Origin of the sequence: Halomonas litopenaei (assembly GCF_003045775.1) — a bacterium.
Lineage (GTDB): Bacteria > Pseudomonadota > Gammaproteobacteria > Pseudomonadales > Halomonadaceae > Halomonas > Halomonas litopenaei.
This window is the reverse complement of the sequence record NZ_PXNS01000005.1, coordinates 483117-505671: the sequence shown is the minus strand read 5'-3', so window position 1 is coordinate 505671 and position 22555 is coordinate 483117. Positions and strand designations below refer to the sequence as shown.

General features: G+C 66.4%; 18 protein-coding genes. 7 read left to right on the top strand and 11 right to left on the bottom strand.

Going from position 1 to position 22555, the window contains the following annotated elements:
* Positions 1–183 precede the first annotated feature (183 nt).
* Entirely contained in the window at positions 184–588 is a 405-nt protein-coding gene (locus tag C6W88_RS11030; protein WP_108132466.1) for a type II toxin-antitoxin system RelE/ParE family toxin, read from the top strand.
* A complete protein-coding gene (locus tag C6W88_RS11025; RefSeq protein ID WP_108132465.1) occupies positions 569–889 on the top strand; it encodes a type II toxin-antitoxin system RelB family anti-toxin transcriptional regulator in 321 nt (106 codons plus the stop codon). Before C6W88_RS11030 ends, C6W88_RS11025 begins: the two co-directional genes overlap by 20 nt.
* A gap of 280 nt (positions 890–1169) precedes the next feature.
* Here C6W88_RS11025 and C6W88_RS11020 read toward each other — a convergent pair whose 3' ends face one another.
* Positions 1170–2693 carry a DUF3360 family protein gene (locus C6W88_RS11020; RefSeq protein WP_108132464.1) on the bottom strand — a complete coding sequence of 508 codons (1524 nt, stop codon included), beginning with the start codon at positions 2691–2693 and terminating at the stop codon, positions 1170–1172.
* Positions 2694–2984: 291 nt separating this feature from the next.
* Here C6W88_RS11020 and C6W88_RS11015 point away from each other — a divergent pair, with 291 nt between their 5' ends.
* Entirely contained in the window at positions 2985–3908 is a 924-nt protein-coding gene (locus tag C6W88_RS11015) for a helix-turn-helix transcriptional regulator (protein WP_181248602.1), read from the top strand.
* Between the two features lie 27 nt (positions 3909–3935).
* Here the strand turns inward: C6W88_RS11015 and C6W88_RS11010 are convergent, their stop codons facing one another.
* Positions 3936–4532: a LysE family translocator gene (locus C6W88_RS11010; protein WP_108132462.1), complete on the bottom strand. Its 597-nt coding sequence runs from the start codon at positions 4530–4532 to the stop codon at positions 3936–3938.
* Positions 4533–4811: 279 nt separating this feature from the next.
* On the opposite strand from C6W88_RS11010, the gene C6W88_RS11005 reads away from it, so the two are divergent.
* The 3 genes from C6W88_RS11005 (at position 4812) to C6W88_RS10995 (ending at position 8424) form a co-directional block, all read left to right on the top strand.
* Positions 4812–5438: a hypothetical protein gene (locus C6W88_RS11005; protein ID WP_108132461.1), complete on the top strand. Its 627-nt coding sequence runs from the start codon at positions 4812–4814 to the stop codon at positions 5436–5438.
* Between the two features lie 416 nt (positions 5439–5854).
* The gene (gene betT / locus C6W88_RS11000) at positions 5855–7900 is read left to right on the top strand and encodes a choline BCCT transporter BetT (protein WP_108132460.1); all 2046 of its coding nucleotides are present in this window, start codon (positions 5855–5857) and stop codon (positions 7898–7900) included.
* Between the two features lie 176 nt (positions 7901–8076).
* Complete coding sequence (locus C6W88_RS10995) at positions 8077–8424, top strand: DOPA 4,5-dioxygenase family protein (RefSeq protein WP_181248601.1); 348 nt, start codon at positions 8077–8079, stop codon at positions 8422–8424.
* 3 nt (positions 8425–8427) lie between these two features.
* Here the strand turns inward: C6W88_RS10995 and phnX are convergent, their stop codons facing one another.
* The 3 genes from phnX to exaC form a co-directional block, all read right to left on the bottom strand.
* Entirely contained in the window at positions 8428–9261 is an 834-nt protein-coding gene (gene phnX / locus C6W88_RS10990; RefSeq protein WP_108132458.1) for a phosphonoacetaldehyde hydrolase, read from the bottom strand.
* A 148-nt stretch (positions 9262–9409) separates the two neighbouring features.
* The gene (gene adhP / locus C6W88_RS10985) at positions 9410–10438 is read right to left on the bottom strand and encodes an alcohol dehydrogenase AdhP (protein ID WP_108132457.1); all 1029 of its coding nucleotides are present in this window, start codon (positions 10436–10438) and stop codon (positions 9410–9412) included.
* A gap of 189 nt (positions 10439–10627) precedes the next feature.
* The gene (gene exaC, locus C6W88_RS10980; protein ID WP_108132456.1) at positions 10628–12148 is read right to left on the bottom strand and encodes an acetaldehyde dehydrogenase ExaC; all 1521 of its coding nucleotides are present in this window, start codon (positions 12146–12148) and stop codon (positions 10628–10630) included.
* A 147-nt stretch (positions 12149–12295) separates the two neighbouring features.
* Here exaC and C6W88_RS10975 point away from each other — a divergent pair, with 147 nt between their 5' ends.
* Positions 12296–12994: a response regulator gene (locus C6W88_RS10975; protein WP_108132455.1), complete on the top strand. Its 699-nt coding sequence runs from the start codon at positions 12296–12298 to the stop codon at positions 12992–12994.
* 35 nt (positions 12995–13029) lie between these two features.
* On the opposite strand, the gene C6W88_RS10970 is transcribed toward C6W88_RS10975, so the two are convergent.
* The 6 genes from C6W88_RS10970 to ptsP all read right to left on the bottom strand — a co-directional run bounded on the left by C6W88_RS10970 (position 13030) and on the right by ptsP (position 22368).
* Positions 13030–14442, bottom strand: a complete 1413-nt coding sequence (locus C6W88_RS10970) for an ATP-binding response regulator (RefSeq protein WP_231498611.1) — start codon at positions 14440–14442, stop codon at positions 13030–13032.
* Positions 14426–15631 (bottom strand): nitric oxide-sensing protein NosP, encoded by a 1206-nt coding sequence (gene nosP, locus C6W88_RS10965; RefSeq protein ID WP_108132454.1) that lies wholly within the window; start codon positions 15629–15631, stop codon positions 14426–14428. Before nosP ends, C6W88_RS10970 begins: the two co-directional genes overlap by 17 nt.
* Positions 15632–15728: 97 nt before the next feature.
* A complete protein-coding gene (locus tag C6W88_RS10960; protein WP_181248600.1) occupies positions 15729–16301 on the bottom strand; it encodes a putative antibiotic biosynthesis monooxygenase in 573 nt (190 codons plus the stop codon).
* Positions 16302–16721: 420 nt separating this feature from the next.
* Complete coding sequence (locus tag C6W88_RS10955) at positions 16722–18485, bottom strand: PTS fructose-like transporter subunit IIB (RefSeq protein WP_108132453.1); 1764 nt, start codon at positions 18483–18485, stop codon at positions 16722–16724.
* A complete protein-coding gene (pfkB, locus tag C6W88_RS10950; RefSeq protein WP_108132452.1) occupies positions 18482–19483 on the bottom strand; it encodes a 1-phosphofructokinase in 1002 nt (333 codons plus the stop codon). The genes C6W88_RS10955 and pfkB overlap by 4 nt, the downstream gene beginning before the upstream one ends.
* Positions 19480–22368 carry a phosphoenolpyruvate--protein phosphotransferase gene (gene ptsP / locus C6W88_RS10945; RefSeq protein WP_108132451.1) on the bottom strand — a complete coding sequence of 963 codons (2889 nt, stop codon included), beginning with the start codon at positions 22366–22368 and terminating at the stop codon, positions 19480–19482. The genes pfkB and ptsP overlap by 4 nt, the downstream gene beginning before the upstream one ends.
* Positions 22369–22555: the final 187 nt, after the last annotated feature.

Below are 22555 nucleotides of genomic sequence, written 5' to 3'. Positions count from 1 at the left end.
GCTGCCTGTCATGGCAACCGTCCCCCGGCGGCTGGACATCGTCCGGCCGCTCTGCCTTTCTCTTTTTCTGCTTGATGCCCCGCGTCTTATGCATCGAAAAGGAGACACTGCCCTGCAACGCCCTGCTGCAGGCAGGACAGTTGCTGTGGGCCGCATGATGTCACACTATGTAGTACACTACGAATGGCAAGGACACGGCCGGTAAGGATCTTCAAGAACGCCTGGTTTGAACGCTTCGCCAGAAAACAGAAACTTGACGCCGCCGCGCTGCGCGACGCTATCCAGCGAGCGGAACGGGGCTTGATCGATGCTGACCTGGGCGGAGGCGTGATCAAGCAGCGGGTGGCTCGTCCCGGGCAAGGCAAGTCAGACGGCTACCGCACGATCATCCTCTACCGCCAGGCACACCGAGCCTTCTTCGTTTACGGCTTCGCCAAGAGCCAACAGAGCAATATCAGCGACGAGGAAAAGGTTGCGTTCAAACGGGCCGCCCAACACATCCTCGAGCTGTCAGAAGAGCACCTGGTCGAGTTGATTCATAAGGGGCATTTTTTGGAGGTGGAAGACGATGGCGAAGAAATACCGTAGCGAAGCGATGGCGGCGATCCATGAAACCATGGAAGCTCTGCACGAGGTAGGCGCCGTCGACAAGCAAACGATGCGCGACTTCGATGAGAGCTGCCTCACCACGGTAGAAATGATTTCCCCCGACGCCATCAGAGCGCTGCGCGAGCGCGAAAATCTTTCTCAGTCTGTCTTCGCTCGCTACCTCAACGTCAGCAAGAACCTGGTCTCAGACTGGGAGCGCGGCGTGAAGCGTCCTGGAGGGCCCGCGCTGAGGCTACTGGCAGTCATCCAGAAAAAAGGCATTCAGGCCATCGCTTGCTGAGCGCGCCTCTCCATTCCTGCCGGTGGAAGGGCCACTTGCGTGGAGAGGCGAATCGAGCACCGTACTCAGGGGGCCGCCATATATCACGTTGTGCCCTCTGTCACGCTGCCATGGCCGTAATCGAGAGCCCCTTCTATCTGTTTCACGTCGACTGACGGTAGGCCCGAAGATTCAGTCGCCAGCACCAAGCAAGCCGGTCGGCTAAGTGTCTCGACCGACTCACCGATAACGCAAGAGGCCGCCCAAGGGCGGCCTCTTGCGTATGGCACTTGCGGCCTATCTAGAACAGCGCGGGAATCCCGTACTGCCCCTCGAACATGCCCACCGCCAGCATGGCGAACAGACACACCGCCAGCACCGAGGCGGGGATGATCAGGCGGTCGGCCAGCGACAGCCGAGTGGCGCGTTCGCGATCACCGATCCAGCCGTTGTTGTCGAGCAGCATGGTCACCGCCCAGGCCAGCACCGGGTTGGTGACCGCCGCGGCGAACAGGCAAACGCCGGCGGCCTGGGCGTCGCGGCTTTCCTTGATCATTTGCACGCCGGCCTCAAGCATCGGCAGGAAGACTCCGACCAAAAGCGCCACGCACATCACCGGCGGCCACACCGCCACGTCCATGGGGAAGCCGAGGATGGCGATGGCGATGGTCAACAGCCCCAGCAAAATGGCGCCGGCGGGAATCGGCCGCTTGGCGATGGCCGCCGGGATCATGTAGGTGCCCCAGGACGAGGTGATATTGCCACCGCCGAGGGCGGTGCCGACCACCTGACGCAGCGAGCACATCGTCATGGTGTCGTCGACGTCCATCAACACCCGGTCGGTACCCTTGGGATAGTTCATCTCCTGGAAGATGCGATGACCGAGAAAGTCCGGTGACCACATGGCAACCGCCAGGATCGCGAACGGCAGCGAGGCGATGAAGTGCTGCATGTTCGGCAGCCCCAGCATCCAGCCCTGGCCGGTGCTGCCCCACCAGTAGCTCGGGCTGAGCGGCGGCAGGCCGGTCTCGGTGGTGAACTCGAGATCGAAGCCCGCACCCAGCGCCAGCGCCACCACCAGGCCGGTGACCGCGCAGGCGGGAATCGCCAGCCAGCGCTTGCCCAGCCGCGCCAGCACGGCGTACAGCAGGATATTGACCGCCAGCACCACCAGGGCGACGTAACCCATCTGGCCCTCGAGCCCCATGCCCCACGCCTTGAGGCTACCGATCTGGCTCATGGCGCCGGAAAAACCGAGGAAGATCAGCAGGCCACCGGCGGTGCCCTGGGAGGTCAGGTTGACCAGGCGCGAGCCGCCCTTGACCCAGGAAAGGCCGAGGCCAAAGGCGCAGATCCACAGCGCCAGGGCCAGCGGGTGGGCACCGGCAAGGGCCATGCTGGCGATCAGCGGAATCATCGGGCCGTGATTGCCGGCCAGGTTGGCACGCGGATTGAAGATACCCGAGCCCAGCACGCAGAACAGCAGGACCGGCAGCAGCATCTCCAGTCGCGAGACGGCGATGGCGAACTCGCGCCCCAGGGTGACATCGGGCCAGGCGGCGGACAGGCCATTGGCCCAGGACATCATCACCGCCGAGTACATGGCGATGATGCCGATGGTGCCGGCAATCGCCGGTACCAGGTCTTCGAGTTCGAAGTGGAAGTCCCGGCCGATCAGATTAAGACCATAGCGCCGGGGACGCATGATCTTGAGTTCATGCTCGAGGTAGTCGGAACGGCTGGCAAATTCGCTGGCATCGCGGTGCATCTCGCGATAGCTGGGGGCCTCGCCGGCCTCCCGGGTGGACGTCACGGTGTCTGTCATGAGGATCTCGATGTCTGAGGTGACGCTGCTGTCCGACGCCGAGCCAAGTCCCCCTGACCGTTCGTCGAATTGACAGCGCGCCTTGAAAAAAGATGACAGACCTTAACAATGCCCCCCGCGGGCCTCGTTGACGGCTATCAGGCTTTGGCCTCGCCAAGGGTTGTGACGCCAAAAATGCCTGACAAACTCCCCTCTCCCTTGATCCAGCGCAGGCGTCTCTTGCCTGGCATCCCAGGATCGACGAGAGTGAAGACCTCGGCGCAGCCACGGCGTCTTGCCAGGAAGACCGTCATGCCCCCCAGGATCGCTGCCACCTTTTCCCGCTACCTGCGCGACCCGCGGATGCCCCAGGTCGAGGCGCGCCGAGTCAGGGGCGGGCACCGGCTAAGCCACGCGCCCCACAGCCACGACACCCACTCGCTGGGCGCGATCGTCCAGGGCCACTCGAGCTTCCTCAACCGCCACCGTACCCTCGAGGTACGCCAGGGAGACGTGGTGCTGATCAACCCCGGCGATGTCCACGCCTGCAACGCCTTGAGCGAGCGAGACTGGGGCTATGACATGCTCTACCTGGACAGCGCCTGGCTGACCGAGCGCTGCGGCCTCGACGGCGATGACGGCGCGGTGTTCTCGGCACTGACGACGCAAGACGCCCACCTTCACCAAGCCATCCGCGTCGCCACCGGCGCCCTTGCCGATGGGGATGCCAGCCTGCTTGAGCGCGAGACCGTGCTTGAGCGGCTCGCCGAGCGCCTGACAGGCCTGCTCGACCTGCCGGCGCAAGGCGAGGCAGAACACGGCGCGCCTCCCGAGCGACTGGTGCGCGCCTGGGAGCGGCTTCACGACGACTGGCAGCAAGAGCTGCGCCTGGACGATCTTTGCGCCGCCGCCGAGTGCCGCGCCACCAGCCTGATTTCGGGCTTTCGACGTCACTATGCCACCACCCCCCATGCGGCACTGATCGACCTGCGCGTGCGTCATGCCAGGCAACGACTGCGACGGGGCGATCCCATCGCTGCGGTCGCCAACGACTGCGGTTTCGCCGACCAGGCGCACCTGCAACGCACCTTCAAGAAGCTGCTGGCCACCACTCCGGGGCACTATATCCAGGGCCAGATGCTGGGTCATATGCAGGGTCAGATGCCAGGCCCGTTGAAAGGTCAGATGCCAGGCCCGTTGAAGGGTCAGATTCAGCACCTTGAGCAGCGCGCCTGACCGTCGGACCGGTGCCCGCAAGCTGCCTCACAGCAGCATCAGCGCGCCGCTGCAAATCAGCAAGGCCGCCAGCAGGCGCTGGAGGCCCCGCCGTCTTGCCTCGCACGACAGCCAGCCCCGGGCGTGTCCACCGAGCCATGCCCAGCCGATGGCGCTCGCCAGACAGACGCTGCCCCAGACCAGAGTGAACAGCGCGATATCGACGCTTTCCCGTCCCGCCGTGAACAGTCCCAACCCTGCCAACGAGGCGATCCAGGCCTTGGGGTTGAGCCACTGCATCAGCGCGCCGCTGGCGGGACCCGGCGGTTCGCGCCGCTGGTCCGTGCCCCAGTCGCCTGCGTCCGTCAACAGTCGCCAGGCCAGCCAGGCCACAAAGCTCAGGCCCGCCAGGCGCACCAGCCACTGAAGCCCGGGCAGCGCCAGCCAGACACTCCCGAGCCCCGCGGCGAGCAGGCCCAGCAGCAGGGTGAAACCGCCGCTGGCACCCACCACCAGGGGCATCGCTCGGCGCCAGCCGTGACCCACTCCGGTGGACAGGATCAGCAGGTTGACCGGGCCCGGCGATATCGAGGCCACCAGCGAGAAGGCGAAGATCGCCAGCAGTTCTTCCAGAGAAAACGTCATCACACATGCCTCACAGGATGGCGTTTCAGGCTGACGCGATGACGCCCTTCGGTATTGAAGAAAATTTCACCGGCGCCGATTCCTCGGCCGCGGTTGCACTGCCCCGCCGAAAATTCGAACCCTGCGTTGCACAAACTCGTCTGCGCTTGCCGCTTCTCTGCACATTGGCTGCATCAGCCTTGCACGAGCCAGGGTCAAGATGGATCACGTCAACAAGGGCATCGCCCGCCATAACGCCACGTCCTGTGACGAGGCATCAACGCTGAAGGAAGTCGACCCATGAAAATGACATTTGCCCGCAAGGCCCTGCTGTCCGCCGCTGTCTCTGCCGCCCTGCTGCCGGTCGCCATGACCGCGACGGCCTCGCCCGACCGCCCCGAAGGCCCGCGCCACGAAGGGGGCGAGATGCGCGCCGAGCTGTTCGACCGCGCCGGCATCGACGCCGAGACCCGCGAAGCCCTGAAGCAGGCCGCCATGGAGCACCGTCAGGAGGTCAAGGAACTCAACGACGATTTCCGCGAGCAGCGCATGGAGATCCTCGGTGAAGACGGTGTCGCCGCCCTCGAACGTGCCCGCCACGAGCTGCGCGAGGAGCGCATCAACGCCCTGGTCGACAAGTGGGAGCTGTCCGACGACGAGCGCGACGCCTTCAACGCCGCTCGCGAATCTTTCAAGGAAGGCGCCGAAGCGCTGAAGGCCCAGGACTTCGAGAACCCCGAAGCCCGTCATGACGCCTGGCGCGAACTGATGTCCTCCACCCGTGACCAGCTGGCCGAGATCCTCGACGAGCGCCAGCTGCGTGAACTGAAGCACACCATGATGCCGGGCCACGGCGACCACCCCCGCGGTGGTCCGGGTGAGCACCGCGCTCATGGTCACGACAAGCATCACGCCCCCGAGGCCTGATATTGACGCCACCGGTTCGGCCATAGGCGCTGCTCCGGGGGACCAGAAAGCCCTGTACCAACACGCCATGTCCGAGCCTCGGGCATGGCGTTTTCGTGCGCCCCCTGCCCGCCGTTTCTCCCCCTCGGGTTGAAAGATGCTCCCCATCTCTGTATTTTATTGAACGTTCAATCAATAAAATAACCGCGCGCCCCTGGCCGCGGTGGGTCACCCAGACCCTTCGCAAGAGCCGCCAACAGGTGCCGAGCCACGACTCGGCCACTCCGCCATCATCATTTTGTTAATTGGTCGGTCAATTAACAAAATGGCGTAACGCTCACGGAAGCAGCATCAGGATGCCAGGATGGCATCGTGGAGAACGGCGATAGCCTCGCCGGGCAGGCTCTGTCTCACTTCATCCTCGAGGGAGCACGTGCATGTCACATCACGAGAGCGCCTCCCGCGATCGCCTCAACCCCGTCGTCTTTCACGGCGCGGTAGCCGGCATCGTGGTCTTTCTGTTCTTCACCATGACCTTCACCGAACGGGCCGGTGCCCTGTTCGACAGCGGTCTTGCCTGGGTCAACGACACCTTCGGCTGGTACTACATGCTGGCCGCCGTGGCCTATCTGGTGTTCGTGCTGGTCATCAGCCTGTCCCGGGTCGGCAACATTCGCCTCGGCCCGGACCACTCGCGCCCGGAGTTCTCGCTGCTGTCATGGGCCTCGATGCTGTTCGCCGCAGGCATCGGCATCGACCTTCTGTTCTTCTGCGTGGCCGAGCCGCTGTCGCACTATCTGACGCCCCCGGACATGGCCCCGGAAAGCGCCGCCGCCCTTAGGCAGGCGGTGCCCCAGACCTTCCTCCACTGGGGCCTGACCGGCTGGGGCATGTACGTGCTGATGGGCATGGCCCTGGCCTACTTCAGCTATCGCCATCGCCTGCCGCTGGCCATCCGCAGCGCCCTCTATCCGCTGTTGGGCAAGCGCATCTACGGCCCCATAGGCAATGCCGTCGATATCACCGCGGTGATCTCCACCGTGTTCGGCATCGCCACCAGCCTCGGTATCGGCGTCATCCAGCTCAACTACGGCCTGAGCTTCATGTTCGGCGTACCCGAAAGCCTGTCGACCCAGGTGGTGTTGATCGTGCTGGTGGTGATCCTGGCGACCATCTCGGTGGTCACCGGCGTCGAGAAGGGCATTCGCCGGCTGTCCGAGTTCAATATGCTGCTGGCCGCCGCCCTGCTGCTGTTCGTGCTGTTCCAGGGTGACACCCTGGCGCTGCTCAACGCCCTGGTCCTCAACGTCGGCGACTATCTCAGTGGCTTCGTCGGCAAGAGCTTCGACACCTACGCCTTCGCCGGCAGCGACGCCCAGCAGTGGAAAGGCTGGTGGACCATCTTCTTCTGGGGCTGGTGGATCGCCTGGACGCCCTTCGTCGGGCTGTTTCTGGCGCGCATCTCGCGCGGGCGCACCATTCGTCAGTTCGCCCTTGGCGCCCTGCTGATTCCGCTGGGCTTCATGATGGCGTGGATGTCGATCTTCGGTAACGCCGGCATCGACATGGTCGCCAATGACGGCCTGGCGGTGCTCGGCGAGCAGGCGCTGGCCACTCCCCAGACCACCATCTACACCTTCCTCGAGCAGTACCCCTACATCGGCGTCACCGCCTCGGTGGTCACCCTGCTCGGAGTGGTGTTCTTCGTTACCTCGGCGGACTCCGGCGCCCTGGTGCTGGCCAACTTCACCTCGATTCTGCGCGACGTCAACCACGACGCGCCGATCCGCCTGCGCATCTTCTGGGCGGCGGTGATCGGCCTGATTACCATCGCCCTGCTGATGGCCGGCGGCCTCGACGCCCTGCAAAGCGCGGTGGTGATCACCGCCCTGCCGTTCTCGCTGGTGATGTTCGCCATCATGGTGGGACTGGCCCGGGCCCTGCGCACCGAGAAGGAAAAGGCCGACGCGCGCAAGCTGGTCGCGGCCAGCGGCGAAGGCGGCAACTGGAAGGAACGCCTGGATCGGGCGCTGGACACCTCCAACCGCGCCGGTGCCGAGTCGACCATGGAGCACGCCCTGCGCCCGGGCCTGAAACAGTTCGTCGAGGAGCTCGAGCGTCGCGGCCAGTCGGCCACCCTGAGCGAAGAGCAGATCGAGGGCGAACCGCTGCCGCGGCTGACCCTGCAGGTGGACTTCGAGGCGATGCAGAGCTTTGTCTACCAGGTCCGCCCCCATCGCATGCGCACGCCGAGCTTCCTGCCGGCGGACGATGACTACTACCTGCGCCTGGACGTGCATCTGGCCGAAGGCGGCGTGGGTCAGAACCTCAATGGCTACACCCGGGGTCAGGTCATCGATGACGTGCTCGGCGAGTACGAGCGCCACCTGCAGTTCCTGGCCATCGCCCGCCAGGGCACGCCGACGCCGGCCATGCCGGGCTTTATCGGCGAGCCACCCCAGGGCACGACCCAGGAACCCTGAGCGTGACCCGGCAAGGTCGTCACCGACGACGCCGGAGCAAGTGACAGCGGCGGCCCCAGGGCCGCCGCTTGGGTATGTAACGCTGGTGGGCAGGCGGGCGTGACACCGCGATTGCCATGCATCGCCAGGGACGCGATCCTTGTCGACGTCATCAGCAGAGCGCCCAGGAGAGTCCCATGCCCGACGTCGACCAGATTCGCTACTACCACGCCCACCTCTACTACGACGATGCCGAAGGGCTTGCCCAGGCCAGGACCCTGGCCGAGCAATGCCAGGCGCGCTTTGCCGTTCAGGTGGGGCGTTTTCATCAACAACCGGTGGGGCCGCATCCGCGCTGGAGCTGCCAGCTATCCTTCGCGGCCGAGGCCTTCGGCGAGATCGTGCCCTGGCTCGCCATCCACCGAGGCGAGCTGGACATCTTCGTGCATCTGGGTACCGACGACGACCTCTTCGACCATACCCAGGGCGTCATCTGGCTGGGACACAGCCACGCACTCGACCTGTCCGTTTTTTCCACGAGCTGACCTTCACGAGGCCTGGGGCCGCTCTCCCCTGGCGAGCCGAGCCGCGATCTGATCCAGCACACCGTCAAGCTCGGCGACGCTTGTGATCAGGTAATGGGGACGACAGGCGCTCAGTCGCTCGGCTACGTGGCGCCGGCGCCGCTCGAGCGCATCCGGCGCGGTCGCTTGGTAACCCTCGAGATCCAGTCCCATGGCGTTGCCGGTATCGGTCACCGCCACCGACCACATGCCGGCGGCGCGCCCCTCCTCGATGCCGGGAGCGGTATCATCGACCTTGACGCAAGCCGCCACATCACCGATACCGAGCGCCACCACATTGGCCAGCGCCTGGGCCGGCCCGGGTCGCCCGCGCACCACCTCGTCACCGGCGACGGCGTGGTCCACCTCGAGCCCCGCCTGGCGCGCCGCACGGCGCACCGGCGCCAGCACCTCGGCGGGATAGCCGGAGCAGGAACCGATCTTTAGCCCTCTTCCACGCAGCCCCGCGAGACATTCCAGGGCGCCAGGAATCGGCGCGGAATGCTCGGCCACCTTGGCCACCTGCAACGGCATGAACCGCCGATAGAGCACGTCGACGTCCTCGTCGCTCGGCGAGTGGCCACAGGCCCGACGAAAACGCTCGGCGATGTCGGGCAGATCGCACAGGGCGCGGATATGGTCCCACTTGCTCATGCCCATGGGGCCGCGGGCTTCGTCGAGGCTTACGGCCACACCGATCTCGGCGAACACCTCGACAAACACCTGGGTCGGGGCGAAGGAGCCAAAGTCGACCAGGGTCCCGGCCCAGTCGAAGATGACGGCCTCCAGGGCCAGAGGAACGTGATGGTCGGTACTCATGCGGTCGGCTCCTTGCGGGTTCGAGATGCCATGGATGGTGCCGCGACACCAGCGTAGGCAAGGATGACAAGGACATCACATGCATATGACAGGGCGGCGACACCCGGTGTCGCCGCCCTGCTGTATCGGTCGCCGCTGCTCAGTCAACCTAGCCCTGCATATCGAGCACGACTCGGCCCTCGATCTTGCCATCGATCATGCGGCCGAAGATGTCGTTGATATTGGCCAGACGGTCGGTGGAGACGGTGGCCTTGACCTTGCCTTCACCGGCAAAGTCCAGCGCCTCCTGAAGGTCCTGGCGGGTACCGACGATGGAGCCACGCACGGTGATGCCGTTGAGCACGGTATCGAAGATCGGAAGCGGAAAGTCTCCCGGCGGCAGGCCGTTCAAGGCGATGGTGCCACCGCGCCGGACCATGCCCTGGGCCTGCTCGAAGGCCTTCGGCGAGACCGCCGTGACCAGGGCCCCATGGGCGCCGCCGATGTCCCGCTTGATCGCCGCCACCGGGTCCTCCTTCAAGGCGTTGACGGTGACCGTGGCGCCGAGCCGTCGTGCCAGCTCCAGCTTGTCGTCGGCCACGTCCACCGCCGCCACGTTCAGGCCCATGGCCACGGCGTACTGCACCGCCATATGGCCAAGACCACCGATGCCAGAGATCACCACCCACTGCCCCGGGCGGGTATCGGTCATCTTCAGGCCCTTGTAGACGGTGACGCCGGCGCAAAGTACCGGGGCGATCTCGACGAAGCCGACGTTGCTCGGCAGATGGCCGACGAAGCCGGCGTCGGCGATGGCGTACTCGGCGAAGCCACCGTTGACCGAGTAGCCGGTGTTCTGCTGGGACTCGCACAGGGTCTCCCAACCGCCCAGGCAGTGCTCGCAGTGGCCGCAGGCGCTGTACAGCCAGGGAATCCCCACCCGATCGCCTTCCTTGACGTGGCTGACGCCTTCACCCACCGCGGCAATCTCGCCGACGCCTTCGTGTCCGGGAATAAATGGCGGGTTGGGCTTGACCGGCCAGTCGCCGTGGGCGGCGTGCAGGTCGGTATGGCAGACCCCGGAGGCGGCGATCTTGACCAGAACCTCGCCCCTGGCGGGACGCGGCACCTCGACCTCCTCGAGGGTCAAGGGCTGACCGAACTGACGAACGACGGCGGCTTCCATGGTGCTTTGCATTGTTGTGCTCCTTGCCCTGATCCGGGCAAAAAGGGTCTCTGTCCGCCCGCTATCAAGGAAGGACGGTACAGAGGAGAAAGGTGTCCGGGGACACCCGGTGAACGGTCGCGGCGCTGAGAGTCAAACGGCGTCAGGCCGCTGGGGTGAAGCTTCCCGGGCCCGGTGGTACCGGGCCCGGATCGACTCCCTTTAGAAGAAACCGAGGGGATTGGTGTCGTAGCTCACCAGCAGGTTCTTGGTCTGCTGGTAATGCTCGAGTGCCATCTTGTGGGTCTCGCGACCGACGCCGGACTTCTTGTAGCCGCCGAAGGCGGCGTGGGCGGGATACTGGTGGTAGCAGTTGGTCCATACGCGACCGGCCTGGATGCCACGCCCCATGCGGAAGGCCACGTTGATGTCACGACTCCAGACGCCGGCGCCAAGGCCGAATTCGGTGTCGTTGGCAATCGCCAGGGCTTCTTCCTCATCCTTGAAGGTGGTCACCGCCACCACCGGGCCGAAGATCTCTTCCTGGAAGACGCGCATCTTGTTGTTGCCCTTGAGCAGCGTCGGTTCGATGTAGTAGCCGGTGTTCAGATCGGCATTGAGCTTGGCCTGGTTGCCACCGGTCAGGAACTCGGCGCCTTCCTCCCGGGCCACGTCCATGTAGGACATGATCTTGTCGAACTGCTCCTTGGAGGCCTGGGCGCCGACCTGGACCTCGGTGTCCAGTGGGTTGCCACGCTTGATGGTGGTGACCCGCTCCATCACCTTGGCCATGAACGGCTCGTAGATGCTCTCCTGGATCAGCGCCCGCGACGGGCAGGTGCATACCTCACCCTGGTTGAAGAAGGCCAGCACCAGCCCCTCGGCGGCCTTGTCGATGAACTCCGGCTCGGCGTTCATGATGTCGGCGAAGTAGATGTTGGGCGACTTGCCGCCAAGCTCCACGGTAGAAGGAATGATGTTGTCGGCAGCGCACTTGAGGATGTGCGAGCCCACCGGGGTGGAACCGGTAAAGGCGATCTTGGCGATGCGCTTGCTGGTGGCCAGGGCCTCCCCCGCCTCGGCGCCGAAGCCGTTGACCACGTTGACCACGCCGGGAGGCAGCAGGTCACCGATCACCTCCATCAGCTTGAGGATCGAGGCCGGGGTCTGCTCGGCGGGCTTGAGCACCACGCAGTTGCCGGCGGCCAGCGCCGGGGCCAGCTTCCAGGTGGCCATCAGCAGCGGAAAGTTCCAGGGGATGATCTGGCCGACCACGCCCAGCGGCTCGTGGAAGTGATAGGCCACGGTGTTGGCGTCGATATCGGCGGCGGTGCCTTCCTGGGCACGAATGCAGCCGGCGAAGTAGCGGAAGTGGTCCACCGCCAGCGGAATATCGGCGTTCAGGGTCTCGCGCACCGCCTTGCCGTTGTCCCAGCACTCGGCCACCGCCAGCGCCTCCAGGTTGGCCTCGATGCGCTCGGCGATCTTCAACAGGATATTGCTGCGCTCGCCAGCGGAGGTGCGCCCCCAGGCCGGCGCTGCCCCATGGGCGGCGTCCAGTGCCTTGTCGATATCCTCGGCGCTGGAGCGGGGGATCTGGCAGAACACCTGGCCGTTGACCGGGCTTACGTTGTCGAAGTACTGGCCCTTGACCGGGGCGACGAACTCGCCGCCGATATAGTTGCCGTAGCGCTCGTCGAAGCTGACCACGGCGTCGGGTTGTCCGGGGTTGGCGTAGATCATGGCGTGTCTCCTTGGAAAGGATGTTGTAGTTGTCTGCCACTCCAGTCTTGGTCAGGAACCTGGCTTGCGACATACTGCCCTGGCAGGAGAGCGCCTCCTCCTTCGGTAGGAGACCGACCAAGGACACAGACAACCGGGACGCCAGACATGCACAGCCTGATGGTGGCTGACGATCACCCGCTCTTTCGCGACGCCATTGCCGCGGTCATTCAATCGGGCCTGCCCGGCACCGAGCTGCGCGAGGCGGACTGTTTCGCCGCGTTGACCAGCGCCCTCGACGCCGACGACGACGTCGACCTGGTACTGCTGGACTTGAATCTGCCCGACGCCTCGGCCCTGGACGGACTGCGCGAACTGCGCCGGGCCTTTCCGGCGGTGCCGGTGGCGGTGCTGTCGGCCGAAAGCGAGCGCGCCACGGTGCTCGGCGCCCTGGATCTGGGCGCCATCGGCTACCTGCCGAAGTCCACGCCACGCCCGGACCTGCTGGCGGCGATCAAGCAGATCCTCGACGGCCAGATCTATCTGCCCGCCGAGATCATGCGCCGCCCGGCCGAGGCCTCGAGTGCCCCGCCTGTGACGCAGGGGGCGACACAGGGGATGACGGGTCCAGCCGATGCAGGCGCACTCGAGCAACTGACGGTCAAGCAGCTCGAGGTGCTGTCCCTGCTGATTCGCGGCGCCTCCAACAAGGTCATCGCCCGCGAGCTCGATATCGCAGAGACCACGGTCAAGACCCACGTCTCGGCGATCCTCAAGAAGCTTGGCGTCGGCAGCCGCGTCCAGGCGATCCTGGCAGCCGACGAGCCCACCCTGCTGGCCTGCCTGGCCAGGCGGCGGGCGCGCTAGAAGGCAGAACGTCTCGCTGACCAAGGCAAGACGGCTCAACCGGCGTCGAGCAGGTGTATCAGTGCCTGACGCAGGCGCAGGGGCTTCAGCGGCTTCAGTAGACAGGGGAAGCCAAGCTCACGACAACGCCGCTTGATCTCGGCGTCGTGGTTGGCAGTGATCAGTATCGGGGCCAGGTCTACATGAGAGCCGGCCAGGCGCTGCGCCAGCGCCAGGCCATCTTCTTCGTCGCTGGACAGGTGGTAGTCGATCATCACCACCGTTGGCGACGGCCTATCCATGCCCTGTGTCTCGTGGCGCTCGGCCAGGCTCTGTTCCAGTTCAACCACTCGCGACGCCAGGCGCGCCCGACATCCCCAGCCACCCAGCAGCGCGCTCATGCCCTCGAGGATGGCGGGATCGTTGTCCAGCACCCATACCTCGGTACTCTGCAGTTGACGCGTGCCGGCCTGCTGCAGGGTCGAGGCCGACGGGGCCACCGCACGCGCCGGGCGAGCGCAGGGCACGCTTACCGAGAACTGGGCGCCCTGGCCGGGTCGGCTATTGAGGGTAATGGGATGATCGAGCAGGCGGGCGATGCGATCGACGATGGCAAGCCCCAGTCCCAGCCCGCGCTCCTGCCCCGGGGCTGCGGCGTTGCCGCGGCGAAACTCCAGAAATATCTCGTCACGGCGAGCCTCGTCGATGCCCGGACCGGTATCCCCCACCAGGATCTCGAGCCAGTACTGCTGGCCTACCCGCCGCCTGCGACAGCCGAGCAGCACCCGCCCCGACTCGGTGTAGCGCACGGCGTTGGACATCAGGTTGCGAATCACCCGGGCCAGCAGCGCCAGGTCGGACTCGACCCAGGCAGAACTCGGCACATAGCGAAACGCCAGCCCGCGGGCGCCGGCCATCTGACGAAATTCCTCGGCGAGCGCATCCAGCAACTGCGAGACGGCGAAGGGGGCCACATCCGGGGTCAGCACTCCGGCATCCAGTCGCGAGATGTCGACCAGGGTCCCCAGCAGCAATTCCACGTCGCTGAGCGAGCGATCGATACGCTGCACCAGGCGGCCGGATTCTTCCGGCAGCTTTCGCTCTTCCAGGGCGCTGGCAAACAGCCGCGCGGCATTGAGCGGCTGCAGCAGGTCGTGGCTGACCGCCGCCAGGAAGCGGGTCTTGGAGGCATTGGCGGCCTCGGCGTCGCGCCGGGCTTCCTCCAGACGGGCATTGGTTTCGGCCAGTTCATCCAGGGTTCGGTGCAGGGTCTCGGTGCGCTCGCGCACCTGCTCGGCGAGCAGCACCGCGTGCTCGAAGGCACCATAGGGTGCCCCGCCCGCCCCGGCGGACTCGACCCGCTCGATCAGCGCCTGGCAGATCCGGCGTAACCGATGGTTTTCCTCCAGCAGTTCCTGTTCCAGTGCACTGCTGGCGCGATCCTGCCTTGGCTCACCGACCAGATCCAATCGCCACCCCCGTGAAGGTCTGGTTGATATGCATGCCGTGGTGCTGCTCACCGTAGGTGTTGAAGCCCACCACCGAGGCCTTGGAAAGTCGTTCGGAGGCGTCGCCGATCTGCGCGAGCGCCTCGAACTCCAGACGCCTGAGAAAGCAGTCACAGCCGATGATCAACTGCGGTTTCCCCAGCCGGCGCTGAAGGCCCCCCAGGGTATCGTCGAGGGCCTCGAGAATCGGCGTGCCGGCCATGGCGGTCAGCACGATGCCGGTCTCCACCGCGCAGTAGAAGCTGAGGCTACCGTCGGCGTTGGCACGCTGGATCGAGCGGACGTAGTAGGCATCGCCCAGCTTGACCGCCAACGGGTGGCGGGCAAACACGCCCTCATCGAGTTCGCTTGGCAAGACACCGACCAGCCGGGCGTACTCGTCCACCGCGGGCAGGGCATTGAGCTCCAGCACACGCCGGCCCGCAGGATCGGCGCGGGTGACCACTAGCTTGTCACGGCGTGCCGCCAGGTGATGGGTCGAGAACACCTCGAAGGGATGGTGGGTGGTGATCAGCACCACCACCGCCGCCGCGCTGTGAAAGCGCCCACCGGCAAACACATGGGTATGCGCCAGTCGGTTGTCGTCCCCAGCCGAGCCACCGAAGCTCGGGATACCTCCCAGGGCGGCGTCCAGAGTGGTCAGCACCTGCTCTTCGCTGGCCGACAGCCCATCGAGCAGGGTCAGCGCGAAGGCCTCGCCATCCAGATGCCCCCTGGCGGTGGCAAGAAGCGACTCCACCCGACGCTGGGCGTCGATCAGGGAGACGCTCTCGAGGTCCTCGAGCAGGGTGGTGGCCACGCCAAAATGACGGCGATCGAACCCGATGGCGACGATGGTCCCGCGCTCGTACCCCAGCGGGGTGATCTCACCCGCCGTGGTGCAACCCGCCAGCGGCAGCCCACCGAAGGTCGACTCCAGGGCCTGGGCCAGGGGGTCCAGCGCGTATTCGGCGCTGACGAAGAACAGCACGAAACCCAGGTCGGGATGATAGAGCTCGTGATGCAGCTCACGAGCCGCCTGTTCGGCCTTGGGGTGGCGGCTGGCCGCCACCTTGAGTCCCAGCGACGCAAGCTCTTGTTGTTCTGGTGTAGGGCGCTCCCGCGCGGTGATGTCGCCTTCCACGCGGGGCGCCGTGCTCGCACTGCCCATGGGCTGTCCTCAAGATCCGCGGCAACGCCGCATGACCTGAGTGTAGGCGCGAGCAGTGGCCAGACTCAATGCGAGCCGGGAGGGCCGCCTGTCAGCCTCAGCTGCGGCGCAGACGCAGGCTCAGGCGAGCGCCACGTCCGGGCGGCGCCTGAAGCCAGGGCGCCAGCAGGCGGGTAGACAGGGGGATGAAAAGGAACACCATCACCGGGGTCAGCATCAGGGTGCTGGCGAGTAACCGAGGAACCAGCGGCAAGGTCGCCAGGGTATCGCCCAGCAGCCACTGGAACATCAGCGACACCGGGAAGAACGCCAGCCAGATGGCGATCGCCTGCTTCCAGCGCGGCGGCACCCTGGGGCCGGGGCTGGTGAACCAGCTGTCGAGTCCCAGGGCACGCCGCTCCTGGGGGGCCTCGAACAGGCCGGCACCACGCTCGAGCCAGGCACGGCGCGAGGCGGAATGCTCCCAGCGTGCGAGGGTATCGGTGTCCTGAAAGCGAAAGATGATCTGATACTCGTCGTCGCCGGGGGGCGGCGCCAGGATGCCGGAGCCGAGATAGCCGGGAAAGTCCGCCGCCAGCTCGCGGCCTTCATCGAGCCACAGGGTGAAGTCGCGGTAGCGTCCACGCGCCACGCGGCGGGCCACCATGAGAGTCACGGGTTCGCTTGACATGGGATCTCCTCATCAATCGGACGTACCGCCTCGTGCCTGCTCACGCCAGCTAGCGCCGACTTTCGCCGGCCTTCACAAGAAAACGGTCGTCCTTGTCAGGCCCCGGGTGGGGGCCGCCTGGGCCCGGTAAGGCCCTGTCCCGGCTGAGGTGGGGTCGCCACCTGCTCCGGGTCCTGCCTAGCATGAGGCAAGAAGCGCGCCATTATGCCATGAGCTCGGAATTTTTCCGTCTTTTTACTGAGAATCCAGCAAAATACCAGTCGATCATTTCGCCAAAGGGTCAAGAACACAAAAAAATGGCCCGGCCTTATAGGCCGGGCCATTGAGCAACACCCTTCATCGTGCACCAGTGAGAGGCACCCAGGGCGCCACCTGCACCTTGCTGGCCGTCAACCGCCGGTGAGTGCCGAGCCCCCCATATCAGGCCCCCTCGCCCACCGGCATGGCGGCGGCCTCGCCGCGCTTGATGGCGGCGTAACCGAGCCCGGTCACCAGCGAGCCCGCGACGATCGCCAGCAGGTACCACAACACTGGAGTAATCGCATTTGGAATCAACAGCACGAATACGCCGCCGTGGGGGGCCATCAGCTTGGCACCCACCAGCATCGAGATGGCTCCGGTGATGGCGCCGCCCAGCATGCTGATGGGAATTACCCGCAGCGGGTCCTTGGCGGCGAAGGGAATCGCGCCCTCGCTGATGAAGCACAGCCCCAGCACGAAGGAGGCCTTGCCGGCCTCGCGCTCGGGGTCGGCAAACTTGCGCCCGGCGACGAAGGTGGCGATGCCCATGCCGATCGCCGGCACCATGCCGGCGGCCATGATCGCCGCCATGGGGGCGTAGGTCTCGGAGGCGAGCAGGCCCACCCCGAAGGTGTAGGCCGCCTTGTTGACCGGTCCCCCCAGGTCGAAGCACATCATCGCCCCAAGCAGAATCCCCAGCAGCACCGCATTGGTGGAGCCCATGCTCTCGAGGAAGGCGGTCAGTGCCTCGAGCACCCCGGCCACCGGCTCACCGACCACATAGATCATCACCAGACCGGTGACCAGACTCGCGACCAGCGGGATGATCAGGATCGGCTTGAGTGACTCGACGCTGGAAGGCAGCTTGACGTAGCGGGTCACCGCCTTGGCCACGTAGCCGGCCAGAAAGCCCGCCAGGATACCTCCGATAAAGCCGGCACCGATGTTCGACGCCAGCATGCCGCCGATCATGCCCGGGGCGATGCCGGGCCGATCGGCGATGGAATAGGCGATATAGCCAGCCAGCACCGGCACCATCAGGGCGAAGGCGGTGCCCCCACCGATCTCCATCAAGGCGGCAGGCAGGGTGCCCTCCTCCTTGAAGGCCTCGATGCCGAAGACGAAGGACAGCGCGATCAAGAGGCCCCCGGCCACCACCATGGGCAGCATGAAGGACACTCCGGTCAGCAGGTGCTTGTAGACGCCCTTCTCCTTGAAGCTCTTGGCGGACTCGGCCCTGGCACCGCCATCCGCGCTTTCCACCTGGGCCTCGACCAGCGCTGCCTCGATGGTCTGGCGCGACTTCTTCAAGGCGTTGCCGGTGGACGTGCGGTAGATCCGCTTGCCGGCAAAGCGGGTGGGATCGACCTCGATATCGCAGGCCAGGATGACCAGATCCGCCTGGGCGATCTCGTCGTCGGTCAACTGGTCCTGAGCGCCCACCGAGCCCTGGGTCTCGACGCGTACCTGATGGCCGAGCCCACGCCCGGCCTCGGCCAGTGCCTCGGCGGCCATGAAGGTGTGGGCGACCCCGGTGGGACAGGCGGTCACCGCGACGATGCGCGCCTCGTCGCTGACGTCTGCAGCCACGGGGCCATTCCCTGAAGCGCTGGCCGCCTCATCGTTGAGGGGGGTAAACACCTGGGCGTCGCGTGCCGCCCGCTCGAGAAAGTCCGACGGGTCGCTCAGGGCATCTTCCAGGCTGCCACGATACAGGCGCTTGCCGCTGAAGCGGTGGGCCCCGGCGATGGGTTCGCCCACCGCGATCACCAGCTCGGCCGCGGCCAGGGTCTGGTGGGACAGGGTCTCGACCGGTGCCAGGCTCGAGTGCACCTCGGTGGAGAGCTGCCAGCCCTTGGCCTCGGCGGCAGGGGTCAGGCGCTGGGCGGCCAGGTAGCTCGTGACGCTGCCGCCGGGGCAGGTCGTCAACAGGATCACGTTCATGCAAGTACTCCCCGGGCTTCGACGTCATTGAGGCGCCGCACCCTGGTGTCGGAAAGAAGGTCGGAGAAATCGGAGGCGTCGGCCCGGCCCACGCCGGTGTGGCGCACCGCCTCGGCGGACAGCGCCGTGGCAAACCTCAGCGCCTGTTCCACAGGCGCCTCGCACAGCACGCCGTGCAGCATGGCGGCAAACAGGGTGTCACCGGCACATACGGTATTGGCCACCCTGACCGCAGGAGGCAGCGACTGCCACAGGCCATGCGGACCCAGCCAGGTCACGCCGTCGGCACCGGCGGAAATCAGCACGTCGCCGACGCCGGCGGCGTAAAGCTCAAGGGCTGCACGCTGAACGTCGGCGTCTGTTGCAATGTCACGATCCGCCCATTCGGCCAGCTCCTCCAGGTTGGGCTTCACCGCGTCGGCCCCCGCCTTGACCGCGGCCTTGAGCGCCTCGCCGCTGGTGTCCACCCACACGGGTACGCCGTTGGCCTTGATCCGCGTGATCAGTTCGGCCAGCGCCGAAGCGCCGACTCCCGGTGGCTGGCTGCCGCCGATCATTACCGCGGCGGGGCGCAGCGCAGGCGTCGTCAGGCGCGCCTCGATGGTGGCGATCAGGCGCTGCCAGGCGTCGGCATCGACGCTGAGCCCCGGCGCATTGATATCGCTGACGCGACCGTCGGCCTCGCTCAGCTTGGTGTTGATGCGGGTGGCGCCGGGCAATCGCACAAAGGCGTCCTCGACCCCCATCTCGGCGAAGGCATCGATGAAGGGCGAGTCGTTGTCACTGCCCAGAAATCCGGTGACACAGACCGGGTGGCCCAGGGCGGAGAGCACCCGCGCCATGTTGACGCCCTTGCCGGCGGCGGTCAGCTCGACTGACTCGGCGCGGTGCAGCGCACCTGGCGTCAGCCGGTCCACGGCGACAGACAGGTCCAGCGCCGGGTTGGCCGAAACGGTCAGCACCGGTGGCTTGACGGCGTTGCCGGATATCTCGCTCATTGGCTCGCCTCCAGCTCTCTGCGCACGTCCCGGGCGGTGGGCGCGGCCAATGCCAGGGCGGCGAGTTCCCGGGCCCGGGTGGTGGAGACCGACGCCAGGCGTGCCTTGACCATGGGTACCTGGCGGGCGCTCACCGACAGCTCGTCGATGCCGAGGCCAACCAGCACAGGGATCGCCTGGCGGTCGCTGGCCAGCTCACCGCACACGCCGACCCACTTGCCATGGGCATGGGCCGCCTGGACGGTCATCTGGATCAGCCGCAGCACGGCCGGGTGCAGGCCGTCGGACTCCCCGGAAAGCTCAGGATGACCACGGTCGATGGCCAGGGTGTACTGGGTCAGGTCGTTGGTGCCGATGGAGAAGAAGTCGACCTCGGGCGCCAGGCTCGGCGCCAGCAGCGCGCAGGACGGCACCTCGATCATCACGCCCAGCTGCAGGCGGTCCCCGTCTCGGCTGACGCCGAGTTCGCGCAGCACCTCATCGAAGATCGCACGGGCGGCGCGGAACTCATCCAGGTCCTTGACCATGGGCAGCATGATGCGCAGCGGCCGGCCGTCGGCGGCCTTCACCAGGGCGCTGAACTGATCGCGCAGCACCTGGGGACGCCTGAGGGCCAGACGAATGCCACGCAGGCCGAGGAAGGGGTTGTCCTCCTGGGGCAGTGGCCAGTAAGCCAGCGGCTTGTCGCCACCCACGTCCAGGGTCCGCGCCACCAGCGGGCGGCCGTCCAGAGCATCCAGGGCTTCGCGATATTCGCGCTCCTGGGTCTCCACGTCCGGCAGCGAGGCGTGGGCCATGAACAAAAACTCGGTACGCAGCAGCCCCACCCCCTCGGCGCCGCGCGATACGGCGTCGCGGGCGTGGGCGGTATTGCCCAGGTTGGCGACCACCTCCACGCGGGTACCATCCTCGGTCCGGGCGTCCTCGAAGCGAGCGTCCCAGGCACGTGCCTTGAGCGCCTCCAGCGCTTCCATGCGCGCCTCGAAGCGCTCGCGACGCGCTTGCGAGGGTGCCGGCACGACCCAGCCTTCGTCACCGTCGAGCAGCATCTCAGTGCCATTTTCGAGCGCCAGCACGCCGGCACCGGCACCGACTACCGCCGGTATCCCTAGTGCCCGGGCGAGTATCGCGCTGTGGGCGGTGGCGCCGCCCCGGGCGGTGAGGATGCCGCGAACCCGCTCGGTGTCCAGGCGGGCGACATCGGACGGACCGATATCGTCGGTCACCAGCAGGTAAGGCACGGCCGGCGGCTCGGGCAGCTCGACGTCGCACAGGATACCCAGCACACGACGGCCGACGTCACGCAGATCCGCGGCTCGTTCGGCCAGCAGGCGATCGGCCAGCTGTTCCTGGGCGCGGGCGGCGACGTCGATTGCCTGCCACCAGGCGGCCTCGGCGGAAAGCCCCTCGTCGATGCCCTCTCGCGCGGCCTGGGCCAGTTCCGGGTCTTCGAGCATTTCCTCATGCATCGACAGAATGGCGGCGACCTCGCCTCCGGCGGTCCGGGCGATCAGGGCCTTGAGCTGCTCGCCGCCCTGGGCGATGGCCCGCTCGAGGCGCTGTCGCTCCAAGGCGGGGTCCGCCGCCTCGCGGGGATAGTCGAAGTCCGGGGTCTTGATCACGAAAAGCGGCGCCACCGCGAGTCCCGGCGATGCGGCCACCGCTTCCAGCGGCTGGTCGGCGGACGGCATGCTTGCCGCCACCGGCTCCGCGACCGCCTGCTCGGCCCCGGCCTGCGACACAGCCGAAGACGCCAGTGGCGTCACCTGCTCCCCCAGACCATCGTTGATCGCTTCGACCAGCGATGTCAGCGCCTGTTCGGCACCCTCGCCCCGTGCCGACAGGATCAGCTCCTGTCCTCGTCTGGCACCAAGACCGATCACCTTGGTCAGCGACGCCGCCGACACCGGGCGTCCGCTGCCCTCGGCCAGGCGCACCTGCACGGCGACCCCGCTTTCGCGTGCCTTCTGGACCAGCACCTTGGCCGGACGCGCGTGAAGCCCATGGGCGTTGAGCAGGCGTACGCGACGACTCTGGGCCGAGCCACCTTCGCCAGCCAGCAGCGCCAGCCAGTCGTCAGCGTCCCGCTCGCGCAGATGGGCGGCGTCGGACTCATCCAGTGACGCCACCAGCGACACGATGGCGTCGGCCAGCGGGCGTCCAGCCTCGCCATGGGAGGCCAGGCACAACACCGCCTCGACGTCGCTGCCCTGATGCTGGACGGGCTTGGCCGGCGTCACCGCAGCGAGTGCCGGCGTGGACACGCCGGCTTCGCTGGACGCAAGCCACAGCCCCCGTCCCAGGTGCGTCGGCATGGAGGTGACCATCTCGGCAAGATAGGCGGTATCGACCAATGCCAGCTGGCGCAGCCGCTGAGCCCCGGCCAGCGCCAGATCGAGCAGGTCGTCGGCGCGATGGCCCAGCACCAGGGTGTCCTGGTCCAGTCGCGGGCGAACCACCGGCCGAGCCAGCAGCTCGGTGATCTCCTCGGCGCTGCTCGCCTGGGCCAGGCGTTCGGAGACACCGTCCCGGTCGAGCACGTGGGTCAGGCTTCTGAGGATATCCAGGTGCTCGTCACTCTGGGCGGCGATGGTCACCAATACATGAACGAGGTTGCCGTCGTGCCAGCGCACGCCCTCGGGGAACTGCAGCACCCGCACCCCGGTGCGACGCACCGCGCCTCGACTCTCGGGGGTGCCGTGGGGGATGGCGATGCCATTGCCAAGCCAGGTAGAGGACTGGGACTCCCGATCGACCAGGCCCTGGCGGTAGCCGTCATCGACCAGGCTGGCCGCCTTCAGGGTGTCAAAGGCGGCGTCGAGGGCGTGGCGCCAGCTCTCGGCACGACAATCCAGCAGGATGTCGTCGGCGTTCAGCGTCAGCATGAAGGGCTCTCCTGGGTGAGGTGCAGCGTTTCCTCACCGGTATCGGTTGAACGGTGTCGGCGAGGAGGTCCAGCGCCCCGGCACTGCCGGGATGCAACAGATACAGCGCACGCCGGATGCTGGGATCACCTGGCTTCGGCAAATGCAAAATGCTCGAAAGCTGAATCGTGTCACCTCACCATGTCAC

Coding starts and splice junctions, on each gene's coding strand:
- C6W88_RS11015 (WP_181248602.1), top strand. CDS start 2,985: ATGCCCCCCAGGATCGCTGCCACCTTTTCCCGCTACCTGCGCGACCCG.
- C6W88_RS10995 (WP_181248601.1), top strand. CDS start 8,077: ATGCCCGACGTCGACCAGATTCGCTACTACCACGCCCACCTCTACTAC.
- C6W88_RS11020 (WP_108132464.1), bottom strand. CDS start 2,693: ATGACAGACACCGTGACGTCCACCCGGGAGGCCGGCGAGGCCCCCAGC.
- C6W88_RS10955 (WP_108132453.1), bottom strand. CDS start 18,485: ATGAACGTGATCCTGTTGACGACCTGCCCCGGCGGCAGCGTCACGAGC.
- exaC (WP_108132456.1), bottom strand. CDS start 12,148: ATGATCTACGCCAACCCCGGACAACCCGACGCCGTGGTCAGCTTCGAC.
- C6W88_RS11010 (WP_108132462.1), bottom strand. CDS start 4,532: ATGACGTTTTCTCTGGAAGAACTGCTGGCGATCTTCGCCTTCTCGCTG.
- ptsP (WP_108132451.1), bottom strand. CDS start 22,368: ATGCTGACGCTGAACGCCGACGACATCCTGCTGGATTGTCGTGCCGAG.
- nosP (WP_108132454.1), bottom strand. CDS start 15,631: ATGGGCAGTGCGAGCACGGCGCCCCGCGTGGAAGGCGACATCACCGCG.
- phnX (WP_108132458.1), bottom strand. CDS start 9,261: ATGAGTACCGACCATCACGTTCCTCTGGCCCTGGAGGCCGTCATCTTC.
- C6W88_RS10960 (WP_181248600.1), bottom strand. CDS start 16,301: ATGTCAAGCGAACCCGTGACTCTCATGGTGGCCCGCCGCGTGGCGCGT.
- C6W88_RS11005 (WP_108132461.1), top strand. CDS start 4,812: ATGAAAATGACATTTGCCCGCAAGGCCCTGCTGTCCGCCGCTGTCTCT.
- adhP (WP_108132457.1), bottom strand. CDS start 10,438: ATGCAAAGCACCATGGAAGCCGCCGTCGTTCGTCAGTTCGGTCAGCCC.
- C6W88_RS11025 (WP_108132465.1), top strand. CDS start 569: ATGGCGAAGAAATACCGTAGCGAAGCGATGGCGGCGATCCATGAAACC.
- C6W88_RS10975 (WP_108132455.1), top strand. CDS start 12,296: ATGCACAGCCTGATGGTGGCTGACGATCACCCGCTCTTTCGCGACGCC.
- pfkB (WP_108132452.1), bottom strand. CDS start 19,483: ATGAGCGAGATATCCGGCAACGCCGTCAAGCCACCGGTGCTGACCGTT.
- C6W88_RS11030 (WP_108132466.1), top strand. CDS start 184: ATGGCAAGGACACGGCCGGTAAGGATCTTCAAGAACGCCTGGTTTGAA.
- betT (WP_108132460.1), top strand. CDS start 5,855: ATGTCACATCACGAGAGCGCCTCCCGCGATCGCCTCAACCCCGTCGTC.